The sequence below is a fragment of the Arthrobacter sp. AQ5-05 genome (assembly GCF_003287975.1).
Classification (GTDB): Bacteria; Actinomycetota; Actinomycetes; order Actinomycetales; family Micrococcaceae; genus Paeniglutamicibacter.
This window is the reverse complement of sequence record NZ_QMKQ01000032.1, coordinates 1-17,087: the sequence shown is the minus strand read 5'-3', so window position 1 is coordinate 17,087 and position 17,087 is coordinate 1. Positions and strand designations below refer to the sequence as shown.

At 61.5% G+C, this 17,087-nt stretch carries 15 protein-coding genes; 1 reads left to right on the top strand and 14 read right to left on the bottom strand.

What is annotated here, in order from left to right; translation table 11 throughout:
• From DQ353_RS18365 to DQ353_RS18355, 3 genes are all read right to left on the bottom strand, one after another.
• The gene (locus DQ353_RS18365; protein WP_113764635.1) at positions 1-453 is read right to left on the bottom strand and encodes a hypothetical protein; all 453 of its coding nucleotides are present in this window, start codon (positions 451-453) and stop codon (positions 1-3) included.
• Between the two features lie 232 nt (positions 454-685).
• A complete protein-coding gene (locus DQ353_RS18360; RefSeq protein ID WP_146755326.1) occupies positions 686-1,669 on the bottom strand; it encodes a 2-hydroxyacid dehydrogenase in 984 nt (327 codons plus the stop codon).
• A 5-nt stretch (positions 1,670-1,674) separates the two neighbouring features.
• The gene (locus tag DQ353_RS18355; RefSeq protein ID WP_113764633.1) at positions 1,675-3,003 is read right to left on the bottom strand and encodes a glucarate dehydratase family protein; all 1,329 of its coding nucleotides are present in this window, start codon (positions 3,001-3,003) and stop codon (positions 1,675-1,677) included.
• A 102-nt stretch (positions 3,004-3,105) separates the two neighbouring features.
• Here DQ353_RS18355 and DQ353_RS18350 point away from each other — a divergent pair, with 102 nt between their 5' ends.
• Positions 3,106-4,053, top strand: coding sequence for a LysR family transcriptional regulator (locus tag DQ353_RS18350; RefSeq protein ID WP_113764632.1), 948 nt, complete (start codon positions 3,106-3,108; stop codon positions 4,051-4,053).
• Between the two features lie 2 nt (positions 4,054-4,055).
• Here DQ353_RS18350 and DQ353_RS18345 read toward each other — a convergent pair whose 3' ends face one another.
• The 11 genes from DQ353_RS18345 to DQ353_RS18295 all read right to left on the bottom strand — a co-directional run bounded on the left by DQ353_RS18345 (position 4,056) and on the right by DQ353_RS18295 (position 16,752).
• Positions 4,056-4,391, bottom strand: a complete 336-nt coding sequence (locus DQ353_RS18345) for a nuclear transport factor 2 family protein (protein WP_113764631.1) — start codon at positions 4,389-4,391, stop codon at positions 4,056-4,058.
• Between the two features lie 54 nt (positions 4,392-4,445).
• Positions 4,446-5,246 (bottom strand): MerR family transcriptional regulator, encoded by an 801-nt coding sequence (locus DQ353_RS18340; protein ID WP_181578493.1) that lies wholly within the window; start codon positions 5,244-5,246, stop codon positions 4,446-4,448.
• A gap of 107 nt (positions 5,247-5,353) precedes the next feature.
• On the bottom strand, positions 5,354-6,295 hold the full coding sequence (locus DQ353_RS18335) for an AEC family transporter (protein WP_113764657.1): 942 nt from the start codon (positions 6,293-6,295) through the stop codon (positions 5,354-5,356).
• 134 nt (positions 6,296-6,429) lie between these two features.
• Positions 6,430-7,761, bottom strand: coding sequence for an enolase C-terminal domain-like protein (locus DQ353_RS18330; protein ID WP_113764629.1), 1,332 nt, complete (start codon positions 7,759-7,761; stop codon positions 6,430-6,432).
• Positions 7,758-9,365, bottom strand: coding sequence for an aldehyde dehydrogenase (NADP(+)) (locus DQ353_RS18325; protein ID WP_113764628.1), 1,608 nt, complete (start codon positions 9,363-9,365; stop codon positions 7,758-7,760). Before DQ353_RS18325 ends, DQ353_RS18330 begins: the two co-directional genes overlap by 4 nt.
• 198 nt (positions 9,366-9,563) lie before the next feature.
• Complete coding sequence (gene kdgD, locus DQ353_RS18320) at positions 9,564-10,502, bottom strand: 5-dehydro-4-deoxyglucarate dehydratase (RefSeq protein WP_113764627.1); 939 nt, start codon at positions 10,500-10,502, stop codon at positions 9,564-9,566.
• A 450-nt stretch (positions 10,503-10,952) separates the two neighbouring features.
• Positions 10,953-11,945 (bottom strand): 2-hydroxyacid dehydrogenase, encoded by a 993-nt coding sequence (locus tag DQ353_RS18315; RefSeq protein WP_113764626.1) that lies wholly within the window; start codon positions 11,943-11,945, stop codon positions 10,953-10,955.
• Positions 11,946-12,190: 245 nt separating this feature from the next.
• Positions 12,191-13,843, bottom strand: a complete 1,653-nt coding sequence (locus DQ353_RS18310) for a M24 family metallopeptidase (protein WP_113764625.1) — start codon at positions 13,841-13,843, stop codon at positions 12,191-12,193.
• 56 nt (positions 13,844-13,899) lie between these two features.
• Positions 13,900-14,679 (bottom strand): ABC transporter ATP-binding protein, encoded by a 780-nt coding sequence (locus tag DQ353_RS18305; protein WP_113764656.1) that lies wholly within the window; start codon positions 14,677-14,679, stop codon positions 13,900-13,902.
• A gap of 61 nt (positions 14,680-14,740) precedes the next feature.
• A complete protein-coding gene (locus DQ353_RS18300; RefSeq protein ID WP_286166899.1) occupies positions 14,741-15,811 on the bottom strand; it encodes an ABC transporter substrate-binding protein in 1,071 nt (356 codons plus the stop codon).
• A gap of 68 nt (positions 15,812-15,879) precedes the next feature.
• Positions 15,880-16,752 (bottom strand): ABC transporter permease, encoded by an 873-nt coding sequence (locus DQ353_RS18295; protein WP_113764624.1) that lies wholly within the window; start codon positions 16,750-16,752, stop codon positions 15,880-15,882.
• Positions 16,753-17,087 lie beyond the last annotated feature (335 nt).

Sequence of the window (17,087 nt, the reverse complement as noted above, 5' to 3'; positions counted from 1 at the left end):
TCACAGCGGATCTTCCGGGGGGACCGCCTCATGATGGCGTCGCCCGTGGCTGCGGCGTTCTTCCTTCATCCGCGCCTCGAAGAGGTGGCGGCGGCCGTCGGCGAGCTGTTCGCGGATCGCCTGCTCGAGGGACTTGAACTCGGCGTAGTACCCGTCGTCGTATTCCTCCACGATCTGGAAGGTCCACCGGCCTTCCAGGACGTTGCGTCCGACCAGTTCGTTCCGCAGCGTCTCGGCGATCTGCCCATGGCCGGCTTCCCTGAGCAGGTCCACGGCCTCGCCCAGGGCCAGATCGGCCCTGCCGGTGAGGCGGTGGAAACGGTAGAGGTTGCCGCGGGCCTCCTCCACGACTTCGAGGGCCTCGGACAGTTTTCCCAAGGCATCGACGGTGGCCTTTGCGACGCTTGGTGGCGGCAGGTGTGCGGGACGCGGTGTTTCACGGTCATGGTCCATGGAAAATCCCTTCGCATGGTTTGGCTACGTGGTGAGCGTAAACCACCGAGTGGCAATTGTCAGCCATATCGACCTTCCCGGAGGCATTGACATGGCGCAACAGGCCATATGCCCCGGGGAGGCGCGCCATCGGTGGCCTGCACTCTTCAGCCTGAGAGCTGATTCCGCGGAAACTGGCCCAGATCCCGGGATTCCAAGCGTCTTCCTGGCCGGCCGAATGCGGTTCGATGGGTCAGCGAACCTGGGCGCGGTCGAGCGTGTTGTTTGGTGCCCGACCCGCTGCGAAGGCATTGATGTTGTCGGAGATTTCCATGGCCCGCCGCACGAAAGTCCGGGTGGCATGCCCCGAATGGTGCGGGGTCGCGATGACCTGCGGGAGGGCGGCGAAACGCGACACCGATTCCGATGCCGCAGTGCCGACCGGTGCATCCCACCAGACATCCAGGGCCGCACCGCCGATGCTTCCGTCCCGAAGCGCTGCGTACAGGGCATCCTCGTCAACGATGGCTCCACGGGAGACATTGACCAGCATCGCGTCGCCGCGCATTTGCGCCAATTGCCTGGCTCCCATCAGACCCCGGGTCTCATCGGTGAGCGGCAGGCATAGCACCACCACATCGCTTGCTGCCAGCAGCTCGGGCAGGTCCTCCATGGGTTTGACCCATTTGAGGCCCGCGTCCCGGGCCGATCCGGCCTCGGGGTTGCGGCGCACCGCAACCGCCTTCATGCCCAAGCCAGTACACAGGAGCACCGCTTCGGAGCCGATTCCGCCGAGCCCCACGAACCCGATGGTCAGTTCATCCAGCGTGCGATGCGGCGGCGTCTCCAACTCGGTCGCCACCGACCGCCACGTACCCGATCTCATTTCCGCGCTCACATCGAGCAGCCGGCGCTGGTGCGCCAGCACGACCATCAGGATGTGTTCGGCGATCGAACGCTCGTGGTGTGCGGTTCGCAGCAACAGTGTTCCTTCCGGGAGGTCCGCGACGGCAACCCGGTCGGCACCGGAGCCGGTGATGTGGACCAGTCCCGCGGGGCAGGCAGCCGCGTCCGCGGCGCTTAGCCTTGCACACACCAGCACCTCGGCGCGGGCAATGGCGGCGGACTGCTCTTTCGCGGGTCGGCCGGCCACGAATTCCCAGTCGTTGCCCGGGGCGTTTTCCTGCAGCAGGTCCGCGAACCTGGAGATGATGGGGTCGGAGACAACGATGCGCATGCCGTTCACCAGCGCGGGGTGGTGAGCTGGAAGTCCGGGCGGATGCTTTGCATGTATCCGGTGTCGTCGCGCTTGGTCAGTCCGCAATCCAGGTACTGCTGGTGCATCCGGGCCAGCGCCTCTTCGTCGAGTTCAATGCCCAGCCCCGGCATGGTGGAAACCTTGACCGAGCCGTCCCTGATTTTCAGGGCACCCGGGACGATGACGTCATCGCCTGCCGGTTTCCAGGGCCAGTGGGTGTCGCAGGCGTAGTCGATGTTCTTGGTGGCTGCGGCCAGCTGGATCATCGCGGCGAAGCTGATTCCCAGGTGAGAATTCGAATGCATGGACAGGCCCAGCCCGAAGGTCTCGGCAATGCCCGCCAAGGCTTGCGAGCGCCGCAGACCTCCCCAGAAGTGGTGGTCCGAGAGGACAACATCCACTGCGCCGGCGGCGATGGCCGGCGGGACGTCGTTGAACGAGACCACGCACATGTTGGTCGCTATGGGGAGACCGATTTCCTTGCGCACCGCGGCGTTGTCGGCGATCGACAGGCAGGGGTCCTCGAAGTATTCCAGCACCGGCTCCAGCCTGCGCCCGATCTTGATGGCGGTCTCGACGGTCCACACCCCGTTGGGATCGATGCGCAGCGGCATCCCGGGGAACGCCTCGCGGAGGGCCTCGATGGTGGCCGCCTCGATTTCCGGCTCGAAGACCCCGCCCTTGAGCTTGAGCGCGGTGAAGCCGTACTCGTCCACCATCTTGCGGGCCTGGGCCACGATTCCGGCCGGGTCCAGTGCCTCGCCCCAGGCGTCGGGTTCCTGGCCCGGGTGCTCTGCCCACTTGTAGAAGAGGTAGCCGCTGAACGCGACCTCGTCCCGCACCGCTCCGCCCAGCAGCGTGCTGACCGGCACGCCCAGGGTCTTGCCCTGGATGTCCAGGCAGGCCACGTCGAACGCCGAGAGCACCCGGTCATCCAGGGAGGTGGTGGTGACCATGCCCCCGGTGCCGTGCCCGCCGATGCCAGAGTCCTCGCGCAGTGATTCCGAAACCAACGCCGACACCTGGTTGATGTTGAAGGCGTCCGCACCCACCAGCAGGGATCCGGCCCGGTCCAGCCTGGCCACGTGTGCCTCGTCCCCGTAGGTTTCCCCCAACCCGTAGGTGCCGTCCTCGGTGCGGATGACCACGATGGCGCGCAGCGCGAAGGGTTCGTGCACGCCCACGGAGTTCAGCAGCGGGGGATCGGCGAACGCCACAGGAGTCACGGTGACCTCGGTGATGATGGCCCGATTGGTCTCTGTTGCGCGTGATGAAAGGGTGGAGAGCGAGCGGTCTGCGTCAGATTCCGACATGTTGGGGCTCCGTATCAATGGGGTGGTTAGACTCACCCTAGGAGAGTGCATCGATGCATGTCCAAGCCAAAATTGGCAACCAATCATTCAAGGAGTGAATCGATGTTTTCGTTGATCCAACTCGAATCATTTGTGGCGGTGGCCGAGGAACTGCACTTCGGTGCGGCCGCGGACCGGCTGAACATGACGCAGCCCCCGTTGAGCCGACAGATCCAGCTCCTTGAGCGCGAACTCCAGGCACAGCTGTTCATCCGCAACTCCCGGCGCGTGGAACTCACCGCCGCCGGCCGGGTGCTGCTGCCCAACGCCAGGCGCATCCTGGACCTGAGTGCCAAGACCAGCCTTGAGGTTTCCCGGGTGGCCACCGGGGATGCCGGGACAGTGGTGATCGGCTACACCGCGGTGGCCGGGCAAGCGGTGCTGCCGGATCTGCTGGGGCAGGCCTCCAAGCACCTACCGCATGTCACGCTGGTGTTGCGCGAGGCCGTGTCCGTCGAGCAGTTGGATGCCTTGAGCAAGGGCGCGATCGACATGGGCATCCTGCGCCCCATAGTCACCCGGCCCGGCGTGCATACCCAATTGATCAAGAAGGACCGGTTGGTGGTGGCGTTGCCGGAGGGCCACGATCTGGCTACCGGCAAGGGGGTTCTCATCAAGGAATTGGTGGGCCTGCCGCTGATGATGTATTCGACGGGCGAAGCACGGTATTTCTACGATCTGGTCCGGCGGCTCTTCGACTCGGTCGGTGCCCGCCCGAACATTGCCCAGATTGCCAGCCAGATCCCGGCGCTTTTGGCTTTGGTGGCCGCCGGACTCGGTGTCACGCTGGTGCCGGCAACGGCCATGGAATTCACCCCGCGCGGTGTGGTCTTCGAGGAGATCACCGGGCCCAACGGGCTGTCCAACTTGAACCATTCGGACATGTACCTGGCCTGGGACGAATCCTCCACCAACCCCGCCGCGGAGATGCTCCGCAAGATCTACCTGGAATCGCTCACCTCGGAATCCGGGGAACCTGGCTCTCCAGAAGCCCCGGCCGAAACGCGCTGAACTCAGGCAGTGATCTTCAACGAGCTGATCAACCCGTTGTTGTTCTGCCTGAACTCATGGCGCAGGTCCACGGGGCTGCCCGGGAAGTTGCCTGCCAAGCGGATGTTGGCAATCGCGGTGTCGCCGCCCCGGCAGCCAGAGAGCCACGTCGAGGTGACGATGAATTCGCTGGCGGGTCCACTCAGCCAGGCGAGGATCTCCTGGTGCCCCACATAGCTGTGGTCGTCGTCGATGACCACGGCGTCGGGGGTGAATACCGTGAGGACGTGGGCCCTGTCGGTTCCTTCCATGAGGTCGAAGTACGTTGCCGCCGAGGGGAAAAGGTCTTTGATTGTCATGCCCTTACCTTCGTCCTTCCCCCGGGGGGAGAGTCAACACGGATTCGCCAGCGGCTACCGGTCGCTGCGGATGGGCCAGCCAATCTCGGTGACGGTTTCCTGCGAACCGCCCGCCAGCCCGTGGAGGTACGTCTCGCGGATGGGGCCTTCGGCGCTGATGCCGCGGCGGGCGACATGGCGTCCGAGCTCCCCATAGACCTCGAGGACCGTGTCGTCCGTTCCCCGATGCGTGGCCACGGCGAGGTCGACGGCGGGCAACAGCTCCGCCCGGGCGCGACCGGGCAGCGCCGTCTCAAGCGAGTGGGTTGGAATAAAAAGTGCGGCGCCTCCGCGCTCGTTGAGAAAGAGTTCGGTGTCCCACAGGCCGCCACGTGGTCCGGTGGGGCGCACGCTGGCCGTGGCTACCAGGAATTCCAGCTCTTCCATGGCCTGGGTGTACCAACTTCCGAGCTCGGACAGATCGATGGTTTCACGGATGACCACCGCATTGATCGGCGGCAGGCTTCGCAGCCGGATTTCGAACGGAATCGTCGAGGGATCGAGCATGCTGCGAAGGGAAGCCACCGCGGAGCGGGTCGCTTCGAGCCTGAGCTCCATCCGCGCCAGGTGCCCCTCGATCAGCTGATCCCGGCCCGGGCCACTCGGTGTTGAGAGGATGTCTCGAATCAAGCCAACGGGCATGTCCATCGCCCGGAAGCTCCGGATCACCTGCGCGTCGGAGATTTGTTCGGCCTCGTAGAAACGGTAGCCATTCGAAGGCTCCACGCGCGCCGGAAGGAGCAGGCCGACCTGGTGGTAGAACCGCAGGGTCTTGGCACTCAATTTGGTCGCCCGCGAGAAATCGCCAATGGACATCGAATCACTCATGGGACCATCATCGACCTTCCCGCCGGGGGAAGGTCTACTCACGTGAAGGGCGCGCCGCGGGGATGGCGCCCTCGACGACAAGGCAACCTGCGGCCTCAGCCCAGGAATAGCGTGATCACCAGCGTCACCGGCAGGGCCAGCAGCGTGCTGCACAGGATGACCTCGCGCACCACCGTGGTTTCGAGCCTGAACTGCTGGGAGAAGAGCAGCACGTTCTGGGCCGTGGGCAGGGCGGCCATGATCACGACCCCGAGCAGGTCCGTGCCTTCCAGCTTGAACACCAGTGCGGCCAATGCCCAGGCCGCCATCGGCATGAAAAGCATCTTGAAGAAGGTGGCCAGGAAGACTTCGCCGCGCAACGCCTTGTCGGCCAGCGGACGCTGGCCAAAAAGGGACATGCCAAAGGCCATCAGCAGCAGTGGAATGGAGGCCTGGCCCAGCATGTCTATGGGGATGTTGATGACCTCGGGCAGGTGCAGGTCGAAGGCCGCGAACAGGGCGCCAATGAACGTGGCGATGGTGACCGGGTTGGCGATGGATCGGAGGATGGTCTTGCCCAGCGGGGTCTTGTTTTCCTGGTTGCCGTTGGCCCTGGAGACCAGGGCAAAGATGCACAGGTAGACCGGGGCGATCAGCAGCAGCTGGGCGATGAGAACCGAGACCACCGGGTTGGTGCTTCCCACGGCGTAGAGCGCCAGCGGCACACCGATGTTCCCGGCGTTGACGTAGCTGGTGGACATGGCAGCGCCGGGGAGCCGGGTTGCCGGGACCTTGAAGAACAGCTTGGCGCCCAGTGCGTACAGAGAGCCGGTCAAGACGGCGGTGATCAGTGCAATCGGGGTGTACACCCCGATGACGGCCCGCAAATCGGTCTCCGAGAGCAGCATGAACATCAGCGCTGGATTGGTTATGTAATAGATCAGCGGTGTCAGCCCGGTGGCAATGGACTCGCGCTTGCGCGGCAACAACCTTGCGGTGACCAGGCCGACGCCGATCAAGATCAGCACGATCGAGAACCCCTGGAGCACTCCTTGCACGTGGCCTCCCGAATAGGCGTGGGTGATCGTTGTGGTGAACCGGTGTTCACCAGGCAAGGCAAGGGACGGTGGGGGAGTTCGAATGAACCATCCCCACCGTCCCTTGCCTTATTGCATTGTTCCCAAGAGCTGTCTCAGCGCACCAGCGCCGGGGACTTGGCGTCGAATTCCCACCCCGGAATCAGGTACTGCATGGAGGCGGCGTCGTCGCGCGAGCCCAGTCCGTGCTCCAGGTAGAGCTCGTGGGCCTCGGCCAGGCGCGTGCGGTCCAGGGTGACGCCCAGGCCCGAACGCTCCGGGACCTTGATCTCGCCATTGCGGATCAGCAGCGGTTCCTCGGTCAATCCCTGGCCGTCCTGCCAGATCCAATGCGTGTCCAGGGCCGTGATCTCACCCGGTGCGGCGGCGCCGACCTGCGTGAACATGGCCAATGAGATATCGAAGTGGTTGTTCGAGTGCGAACCCCACGTCAGCCCGAACTCGTCGCAGAGCTGGGCCACGCGCACGGATCCGGCCATGGTCCAAAAATGCGGGTCGGCCAGCGGGATGTCCACGGCATTGGTGCGCACCGCGTGGGACATTTCGCGCCAGTCGGTGGCGATCATGTTGGTGGCGGTCGCCAGGCCGGTGGCCCGCCGGAACTCTGCGACCACCTCGCGGCCGGAGAACTTGCCCTCGGCGCCGCATGGGTCCTCTGCGTAGGCAACGACGCCCCGCATCCTCTTGCCCAGGCGGATGGCGTCCTTCAGCAGCCAGCCGCCGTTGGGATCCAGGGTGATGCGGGCTTCGGGGAAGCGTTCCTTCAGGGCGATGACCGCATCGACCTCCGCATCCCCTTCCTGCACGCCGCCCTTGAGCTTGAAGTCCTTGAACCCGTAGCGCTTCTGCGCCGCCTCGGCCAGCCTGACAATGGCTTCGGGGGTCATGGCCTCTTCGCGGCGCACCTTCTCCCAGTCGTCGGTGCCGTTGGGCTCGCGCAGGTAAGGAAGATCGGTATCATCCGGGTTGCCCACATAGAAGAGGTAGCCAAGCATCGGAACCGCATCGCGCTGCTGGCCCTCGCCCAGCAACTCCGCCACCGGGACGCCAAGGAACTGGCCGTGCAGATCCAGCAGGGCAGACTCGATCGCGGTGACGGCGTGCACCGTGGTGCGCAGGTCAAAGGTCTGGGCCCCGCGCCCGCCGGAATCCCGGTCCGCGAACTTGGTGGCAACCGCACGCAGCAGCGTGCGGAACCGTGCCACCGGGGCGCCGACGAGCAGTTCGGCGGCTTCCTCGATGGTGCGGCGGATGGGTTCCCCGCCCGGTACCTCGCCGAGGCCGGTCCGCCCGTCGGAGTCGGTGATGATGGTGATGTTGCGGGTGAAGAACGGCCCGTGGGCCCCGGAGAGGTTCAGCAGCATCGAGTCGTGCCCGGCAACCGGGACGACCTCGATGGAGGCGATCGTGGGTTGTGCTGCACTCATGCCTGTTCTCCGGCGTTCTTCAGGGTGCCGTCGATGCGGCGGGTCAGCTTCCACGGGTTGGACTGCTGCAACGGTGCCGGCAGCAGGGAGTCGGGGATGTTCTGGTAGGCGACCGGGCGCAGGAAGCGCTCGATGGCCAGCGTGCCGACCGAGGTGGTGCGGGTGTCCGAGGTTGCGGGGAACGGCCCGCCGTGGACCATGGCGTGTCCGACCTCGACCCCGGTGGGCCAACCGTTGACCAGGATGCGCCCGGCCTTGCGCTCCAGGATGGGCAGCACCGCGGCGACGGCCTCGTGGTCGGAATCTTTCAGCTGCAAGGTGGCGGTGAGCTGGCCCTCGAGCTTGGACAGGGCGGTGGCCAGGTCCGCGGCATCCGTGTAGCGGATGACCAGGGAGGCGGCACCGAAGATTTCCTCGTGCAGCACCGGGTTGCCCAGCAACTGCGCAACCCCGGTGGAGAAGATGGACGGGGCCGGTGCGTTTTCGGTTTCACCCTTGTTGCCCCGGGCCAGGAGCTCCACGCCGGGCTGGGAGCCGAGGTTTTGAACGCCCTGGACCCAGGAATTGTAGATGCCCTGGGTCAGCATGGTCTGCCCGGCCGTGGTGGCGGCCTCGGTGCGCAGGGCCGCGGCGAACTCGTCGCCTTTCTCGCCGGCCGGGACGAACACCAGGCCGGGGGCCGTGCAGAGCTGGCCGCTGGAGCCGACAACCGAACCCAGGTAGGCCTTGGCGTGGCCGGCCGCATCGTCGGAAAGCGCGCCGGCGAAGAAGATGACCGGGTTGATGGAGCTCATCTCGGCGTAAACCGGGATCGGCTCCGGGCGTGCGGCGGCGGTGGCCATCAGCGCGGTGCCGCCACCGCGGGAACCGGTGAAGCCCACGGCCTTGATGCGCGGGTCCGAGACCAGCGCCTGGCCGATGCTGGCGCCCGGCCCGTAGACGAGGGAGAAGATGCCCGGGTGCAGGTTCGCATCCGAGATGGCCGCGGTGATGGCCCGGCCCACGATCTCGCTGGTGCCCGGGTGGGCATTGTGGGCTTTGAAGACCACGGGGCACCCGGCTGCCAGGGCCGAGGCCGTGTCCCCGCCGGCGGTGGAGAATGCCAGGGGGAAGTTGGACGCACCAAACACCGCGACCGGGCCCACCGGGATCTTGCGCTGGCGGATGTCCACCCGCGGCATCGGCGCGCGATCCGGCAATGCCGGATCGATCCGCACTCCGTGGTGGTCGCCCTGGCGAACCACCTGCGCGAAGATGCGCAGCTGGTTGCAGGTGCGCCCGCGCTCGCCGACCAACCGTGCCTCGGGAAGCCCGGTCTCCGCCATGGCCCTTTGCACCAGCTCGGTTCCCACTGCCTCGATGTTCTCGGCAATGGATTCAAGGAACCGTGCGTGGGTTTCCGGGTCAACGGAACGGAAGGAGGCAAAGGCATCCTCGGCCGCGGCGGTGGCCAGCTCCAACTGCGAGGCATCGATCAGGCTGTATGCCGGGTCGAGGGCCTGGTTGGTGGCGGGGTTGAAGCCCCGGATCTCGGCCCCAATGCCGGGGGTGTTGATCCCGGCCAGGATGGACTGGCCGGTGAGTTGCTGGGTATCCGTGGACATTGCTGCTCCTGAATCGCGCGTGGGGTAGTCAGTTGATGTGTTGGTGCGTCCTTCAGACACGTGGGCCAGTACCAAGAAGTCGCATTGGAATCCTATGAACCAGAACGAGAATTTGGCTTTGACTGGTATTCCATTTGTAGGCTGGCTACATCCGGAATCTGTGGCAGTCGACGGTTGACCCACGCACCCAGATAAGGCCTAGACGCTAGCCGCCACGGGCAATAGACCGGCCTTCTGGATGAGTGCACCCAGATCGGCCAGATCGGTCTCGGTCATATCCTGCAACGGTGGTCGAACCGAACCGGCGTTTCGACCAATGGCCTTCAAACCGCCCTTGACGATGGAGACACCATAGCCCTGGACCCTGTCGCGGATATCCAAGTACGGGAGCACGAAGCGCTTGAGCTTCTCGGTGACCGCTGCGTGGTCCTGATTGCGCACGTCCTTGTAGAAGTCCAAGGCGAACTCCGGTACGAAGTTGTACATGGCAGAGGAGTATGTGCTCATGCCCAGCTGCAGCAGCGGCAGGGCAAAAGTTTCAGCGGTTGGGAGGCCGCCGAGGTAGAAGAGACGGTCGCCGTTCTTGGAATACACCTTCGTCAGGTGCTCGATGTCGCCCGTGGCGTCCTTGAAACCAATGAAGTTCTCGTGGGTGTCGGCCAGACGGGCCACGGTATCTGCCGAGTAGATGGCGTTTGCACGGTTATAGACAATGACACCGGTTGAGGTGGCCCTGCAAACCTCCGAAGCGAATTGGAAGAGGCCCTCCTGATCGCATTCGGTCAGGTATGGGGGAAGCAACAGCAACCCCTCGGCGCCTGCTTCCTCTGAATCACGGGCGTTCTGGACGGCCTGCTTGGTGGAACCTCCGGCCGAGCCGAGCACGGGTACCCGTGAGCCGGCCTCCTCGACCGCCATACGGACCACTCGAGCGGCTTCTTCGGGGGTGAGGGTGAATCCCTCGCCGGTTCCGCCAGCAGCAAAGAGGCCTGCAACGCCGAAACTCGACTGCCAATCCAGGTGATCCCGGTAGGCGGCTTCGTCGACCTCCAGATTGTTGTCAAATGCTGTGACCGGGAATGACAGCAACCCATCCTTGAGCTTGCTGGCAAGTTCGGTGGGGGTGTAGGTGGCCATGATGTACTCCTAATAATTGGATGACGCCAAGATTGGTGCTTGTGGCTCTGAGGGTGTTCATTACTAACAGCCTATGGACATGAATGATGCCTGTCCAAGCCCATATTTGTATTGTTTGATGCTCAATAGGTATCGTCGGATTTTGGCTGACTGTCCCGAAACTGTCCGCCTGCTTGGAATCCAAGGATTCAATTCGTGATCTGGAAATTCAGCGCGACGACCGGAAATTCGGTTGCGTTCCTGGCTCAAACCCGACATTTTTGCGGTTTAGGTAGGCCGCTTGCCAGAAGCTTAGGAGCGGAGCAGGGGCACCAACGGATTAGAGGCGAGGATGCAAATATTTCGGCAGGAAAAGGTATCGGTGTTCTGCGTGGAATTCCGGAAGACCACGATGCCGAAGAACTAACGGTGCTCCATGACCAAAATAGACCGCTGCACATGGGCGAGGGGTCACGAAATGGGGGTGAGGAGTTTGCCGTGATCAACGTAGCTTCGGAGGTTTGCCAGCGTCAGCGCGGCCATATCGATGCGTGTCTCGTGCGTTGCGCTTCCCAGATGCGGGAGGAGGACAACTCTGTCCATATCAAGGAGTTCCTTGGGAACATGCGGCTCGCTGGCAAACACGTCCAATCCTGCACCGGCAATGAGACCGTTTTCCAGGGCAGCCACCAGTGCTCGCTCATTGACGAGGCTCCCGCGGCCAACATTGATCAAAAAGCCCTTTGGTCCGATCTTTTCCAGTACGTGGGCGTCAACCATTCCGGCCGAAGCCGGGCTGGCGGACGCGGCCACGATCAGGACGTCGGTTGCCTCGGCCAGTGAAGCAGCCGATCCATGATATTTGTATGGGCTATCGAGGACAGGCGACCGATTATGGTAATGGATTTCGCACCCAAACGCTTCGAGTCGCAGGGCGATTGCAGCCCCGATGCGGCCCAGCCCCAAGATGCCGACGCGTTTCCGACTTGCACGGGTGGCAAGTGGAAAGCGGTGACCCGAGGCCCAAGCCTCCGATCGAACAAATCGGTCTGCTGCACTAAGTGAACGCAACAGGTCTAGATAGAGGCCAAGCGCAATGTCGGCCACACAATCGGTGAGCACATCCGGGGTGTTGCTGATGGATATCCCGCGCTCGGCAGCCTGGGCGACGTCTGTACTGTCGTATCCAGCCCCGAAGTTCACTATCGCTTCCAGGCTGGTCAGACGCTCCATGAGCTCGGCGCCTACGCCGCTGGGCCCCGAACAAACGGCCACACGAATCGAGGCGGCGAATTCTGCCAGGAAGGCGTTCTGGTCTTCTGAACTGTTGGGGAGACTCAACGCCCGGTAATCGGTCGTGAGAACCTGTGCAACATGCGAATTAATCGGACCAACGCCCAGGATGGCGTTGCCGGAAATGCGGTTTGGGCCGCGTCCGGGCATTGCCTTCGAGCCTGTCGACATATGCGAATCCTAGGATGGTGGCCGAGGCATCCAATAACGCTGGGTAGATGCTTCGGGACGGCGGCTGGGACAAAGGGGCAGGCAGCATTTCTAATTCAGCGAAAACTTCGCTTGATACGCAGACTCGCTAGGTGCATGAGGAAGGTTCCGTGCCTTCGAATATCCCTGCCTTGGAGGGTAGATGCATTCGGAGCCACGGAGCGGCAGCGCCCTTGAACTAGCGACAAGAATTGCGGCCCGAGCGCCTACAACAGAGTCAGCAGGAAGGTCTTGTCTTCGGCGATATACCACATGTCCTCGGTGCCGATGGCATAGCCGTTGAATCGCCACGGGATCTCCGCCGCGCCCAATGACCCGACGTGCAGGATGTGGTCGTAGCCGGGGCGGAGTTCATTTGCGAAGGACTCCTGCTTGCCCATGAGGTGCCCGACGTTGCGTTTCTTGTATTCCTTGACGAAATCCACTTCCGGGGAAAGGAGTCCGAGTTCTTCAAGCCGAACCCTATTACTGGTTAGTGCCGTCATGGTGTGGGCATGCACATCGGAGCACACCACGCCTGGACGGAGCTGGCCGACAATGTCCTCACGCATGATCTGCGTGAGCAGATCGTAGGCTTCCTTGCCTTCCGGCGTCAGAAGGAGAGAACGCGCCATGTCCGAGGTCGCTACGACAATGCCATCGACGGTGATTTTGACACCGGCGTCCAGCTGGATACACCGAGTCTCTTCATCAAGCGGGTAATCGGTCGGCGGGCCGGGGAAAAGCATGCGAGAAGACGAATGGAGGTTCGTGAAGTACGGCTCGATGCAGAAGGGGATATTGTTCTTGGTACGGAACTCTTGGATGGCGTCGAGGTAGGTCGCGTAAACATCGTTCTCGGTCAGTGCATTTCCGGAACTGATTTGTGCCTGGGCGTAGTCGAGGGCGATCTCGATGGACGTGACGCTGGCTCGTGCGGCTATCACCTGGAACGGAAGGTCTTCGTGGTCACGGATATCGCGCCAGTGGCCGAGGGCGATCGAGGCATTCTCCGTTTCCAGTCCCTGTCCTTCGATGTCCAGGCCCAAGCGGGCGCTGATCCACTGCTCCTCAACGCCAAGGCGTCGAGCTGGCCCGTCCAGGAGTTCGGCCAGCGCGTGTGCAGCAGAGTCAAAGAGCCCAAGCGGATTGCCTGGCACATCCGTCTTGTTGGAGGGGGCCATGAGAATGACAGCGTTGGATCCGCGGTTCCAAAGTGCCATGGTGCCCTCGTCCGCACTGTACCCTGTGGATTCCGAGAAGTTGGGTGGCGAAGCGAGCAGGAATCCGTCGACATTCATGTCGGCGGCCAATGTCTCGAGCCCCGAGAACCTGGTATCCACATCTGATACCAAATCGGATTCGAGGCCGTTTAGGTGATCAATCCTTTCAATGAGAGACCGAGCAGCTGCGACACCGGATTCACGAATCGACGTGAATTTCGCAAGTACATCCGTGATGTTGACCGAGTACGCGCGCACCTTCTGAACGGGCGTGTCAGAGAACGTCACCGTGACGCGGTCCTGCAGCGCCTGGTAGTGCACCCACGGGATACCGTCGTCAATCTCAACCGATTCGCCTTGTGCCAGATGCTCAACGGTGTCGGCGAACTTCGGGAGTACAGGAACCCCTGCAGTGATGCTCCCATCGATGGTCACCCAAGGCTCGTAGAACTTCAGGTCTTCCTGCTTCAGTCCGGAGGAAAGCAAGTTTCCCATTTCCTGCTGGCGAGCCATCAGGAACCGACCCGACTTCGTCTCGGCGAGAAGCGGAGTCACCATTTTTCGGGAATCCAGTCGGATATTGGTGAATAGAAGCTGCGCCACCGGATCGAGTCCATAGGTGGCCCGGATAGCTTCAACATTGCTGATCAGTCGCATTCTTGTGCCTTTCGTTTCTTCTGGTGGTGCACATAGCCTGAAGGCCGGTACTGGAATTAGCTGATTGATCCCGGAGTTCCAATGAGGGCTTCAATCTGGCGCTCGTAAGCGGTGAATTCCTTGGAGTACCGATGTTCTCGGGCACGAAGTCGCGGAATATCAATCTTTATGTCCGCCACGATGCGGCCAGGGCGATCACCGACCACGATGACGCGGTCGGCAAGCCAGATTGCTTCTGGAATGCTGTGCGTGACAAAGAGAACGCTCTGCTTGGTCTCGTGCCAGATGCGCTGGAGCTCGAAGTTCATGGTGTCCCGAGTCATCGCGTCGAGGGCTCCAAAAGGCTCATCCATCAAGAGGATGTCGGGGCGGGAAACCAGTGCTCGGCAGATGGCAACGCGCTGCTGCATGCCGCCGCTGAGCTCATAGGAGAATTTCGTCGCTTGGTCGCCTAGCCCGGCAATGTCCAGAAGCTCTTGGGCATATGCTCGGACCTCCGGAGTGACAGCCTTTCGGAACTCCATGGGAAGCAATACATTGTCCAAGTTGTTGCGCCAAGGAAGAAGGACCGGTGCCTGGAACACCATCGCAAGTTCACGCAGTGCCTGGGCCACATTCTTGCCCTTGAGCAATACTTCACCAGACGTATTGTTGATCAGGCCTGAAATGATTCGAAGGAGCGTGGTCTTGCCGCTGCCCGACTGGCCAACGACCGATACAAATTCTCCTGGGGCAACATCGAAATTGCACCCTTCGAGCGCCTTATGTGAACGGCCATCTCGTGTTTTATAAGTCATGCCCACATCTTTGACTTCAATGACTGCACTGCTGCTCATCATGATTCCTCTCGAGAATCGTTGGGACTAGTGGGGGTATCTTGTCGGCCGAAGAGCACGACTAGGACTGCTTGGAGGGGAGCTCGATCTTGGTGTCTTTCTCGATCGGCTCAATGAATTCGTTTGTGTAAACGTCCTGGGGTGAGAGAGCGTCTGCGTTTTCCAAGCCAAGGTAGGTTGCGGCGGTATCGATCGCGTTCTTAACCCCTGCATCGCTCATGGTTCCGAAGCCAGCCTTTTCGCTTTCATCGTTCCAGAGCAGGCTGCATTGGCCATCGAGCGCGTTCTTGACGGCACTTTCCTTCAGCCCGTTGACCTCTTCCATGATGTCTGCGGCTGCCTGATCCTGGTTCTGGCAGGCCCACATGAATCCCTTGGACATAGCGCGATTGAATTTCTTGACCAGTTCCGGGTCCTTGGCGATCATCTTGTCGCTGGCAATGATGCCGTTGCCGTAAAGCTCGAAGCCCAAGTCTGCCCATTTCAGGATGACTGGTTCTTTGTCCAAACCCACGAGGACCGGGCCGTCAGAGACGAAGAGCGCCAGGTTTGCGTCCCATTGCCCAGCCAGAAGCCCGGGAATCTTTGCCTCCCCGGCGGCGTGGACCACTTCGATGTCGGACTCCGCGAACCCAAGCTTTTCCAGGGCCAGAGGCCACATTGACGTCATGGCACCGGCACCTTCAGTCGCGACGGTTTTGCCCTTCAAATCATCCCAAGTCTTGATGCCGCTGTCGGCAAGGGCCACAGTCGCGTAGGCATCCTTTGCCTGAACGAGATTGATCTGCTTGACTTCTGCGCCCTTGCCTTGGTTTAGGACAGTCACACCGAAGTCGGCCCAACCGAAATCAATCTTGCCGGTATTTACTGCAACGACGGTGTTATTGGAACCTGACCCGGGCAGGATTTCGAGATCGATTCCCTCATCCTTGAAGAATCCTTGCTTTGCCGCGGAAAAGAACGGAGCATGCTTTGGCAGGAAAGCGACATCCGTCATCATGGTTACCTTCTGTAGACCGTCTGCTCCGTTTGCTCCCGAGCCGCACCCCGCCATCCCGAGTGTCAAACCTAGTGCTGCCGCTGTGACGATTCCCTTGCCGAAGTTTTTCCTGAAGTTCTGGCTGATTTTCACGATGATGGGCCTTTCCGTGGTGTAGCAATGATTGCGAGCATGTTCTGAATTTTCGAGCTGGAAGAGATCTATTTGCCTGCGTCTCGCCAGGGAAGAAGCTTCTTTCCGAGACGATCGATGAACAGGAATAGAAGTAGCGAAATGCTCGCGAGGACCATGAAAGCAGCGAACATTGAGGCCAGATTGACTTGGCTATTGGCCAAAAGAACCACGTGGCCCAAGCCGGAGGACCCCGCAATGAACTCTCCGACGACGGCGCCACCGACTGCCATAGAGATGGAAATCTTCATCCCAGTAAAGAGGTTGGGAAGGGCGTAAATGAACTCAATCTTGGTCATTTGCATGAATCGGCTGGCCTTGTTGATTTTTGCGAGTTCTCTGAGTTCCGAAGGCACAGAGGAAAGTCCGTCAAAGGTATTTATGACGAGGGGGAAGAACGCGATGGCCATCGAGACAAATGCTTTCGATTCGAAGCCGAATCCAAACCACACGATGAAGAGCGGCGCCAGGGCCACTTTCGGGATGGTATCGATCGCGATGAGCGTTGGGTAGAGAAAGTGCCGGACAAAAGGAATATAGAAGAGGATTGCACCGCAAATTATTCCAAGTGCAGCACCCAACGCGAACCCAGCCAGCGCTTCCTGGATGGTGATCCAACTATGCTCCAGATAGAACATTGGCCGTTCGGCGAGTTCGGCGAACGCTTCAAGAGGGCCAACGAGCAGGTACCGGGGCATGTCAAAAATGCGTACGACGCTCTCCCAGATGGCCAACATCAAGGCCAGCCCCGTGACAGCCTTTGCAGCTGGGCTCAGCAGGATGTCTGCAATGGATAGCTTCTTTGCTTTGCGTTGGTGGATGACCGATGGCGTTTCAAGCTTGGCTTCAAGTTTCACTTCGGGTTTCGCTTCTCGTTCTTCGATGACGGATGGTTGCTTCATGGTGTCCTCTCAAGCATGTTTGGTGCATTTCCGTGGCCATCGTCGCTGAGCCTCAAGGTCCGGTTAGACGAGGAAGATGCCGTTCGCATTGAAATTAGTATTCGCGACATTGCGATACCTGTCTAGAACCTATTTGGCATGAAGTGTGATCTAAAAGGTATCACCGTTGTGAAATTGGTGAGATTTTGGCCACAAACAGACCTTGCGGGTAACTGGTCAGGGGGTGGCGGGTAGCCAAGGATCCCCGGCGAACAATTCACCCAAGGCATCGAACACGTTTTTGCCTTGCTTCAGAGCGGTGCCCACATAGGAACGCACGGCCAGGAATGCCTCGG

Excerpts from the sequence above, each read along its gene's own strand:
- DQ353_RS18345 (WP_113764631.1), bottom strand. The coding sequence starts at position 4,391 with ATGACAATCAAAGACCTTTTCCCCTCGGCGGCAACGTACTTCGACCTC.
- DQ353_RS18315 (WP_113764626.1), bottom strand. The coding sequence starts at position 11,945 with ATGTCGACAGGCTCGAAGGCAATGCCCGGACGCGGCCCAAACCGCATT.
- DQ353_RS18330 (WP_113764629.1), bottom strand. The coding sequence starts at position 7,761 with ATGAGTGCAGCACAACCCACGATCGCCTCCATCGAGGTCGTCCCGGTT.
- DQ353_RS18355 (WP_113764633.1), bottom strand. The coding sequence starts at position 3,003 with ATGTCGGAATCTGACGCAGACCGCTCGCTCTCCACCCTTTCATCACGC.
- DQ353_RS18340 (WP_181578493.1), bottom strand. The coding sequence starts at position 5,246 with ATGTCCATTGGCGATTTCTCGCGGGCGACCAAATTGAGTGCCAAGACC.
- DQ353_RS18310 (WP_113764625.1), bottom strand. The coding sequence starts at position 13,843 with ATGCGACTGATCAGCAATGTTGAAGCTATCCGGGCCACCTATGGACTC.
- DQ353_RS18325 (WP_113764628.1), bottom strand. The coding sequence starts at position 9,365 with ATGTCCACGGATACCCAGCAACTCACCGGCCAGTCCATCCTGGCCGGG.
- DQ353_RS18295 (WP_113764624.1), bottom strand. The coding sequence starts at position 16,752 with ATGAAGCAACCATCCGTCATCGAAGAACGAGAAGCGAAACCCGAAGTG.
- DQ353_RS18305 (WP_113764656.1), bottom strand. The coding sequence starts at position 14,679 with ATGAGCAGCAGTGCAGTCATTGAAGTCAAAGATGTGGGCATGACTTAT.
- DQ353_RS18360 (WP_146755326.1), bottom strand. The coding sequence starts at position 1,669 with ATGCGCATCGTTGTCTCCGACCCCATCATCTCCAGGTTCGCGGACCTG.
- DQ353_RS18350 (WP_113764632.1), top strand. The coding sequence starts at position 3,106 with ATGTTTTCGTTGATCCAACTCGAATCATTTGTGGCGGTGGCCGAGGAA.
- DQ353_RS18365 (WP_113764635.1), bottom strand. The coding sequence starts at position 453 with ATGGACCATGACCGTGAAACACCGCGTCCCGCACACCTGCCGCCACCA.
- kdgD (WP_113764627.1), bottom strand. The coding sequence starts at position 10,502 with ATGGCCACCTACACCCCCACCGAACTTGCCAGCAAGCTCAAGGATGGG.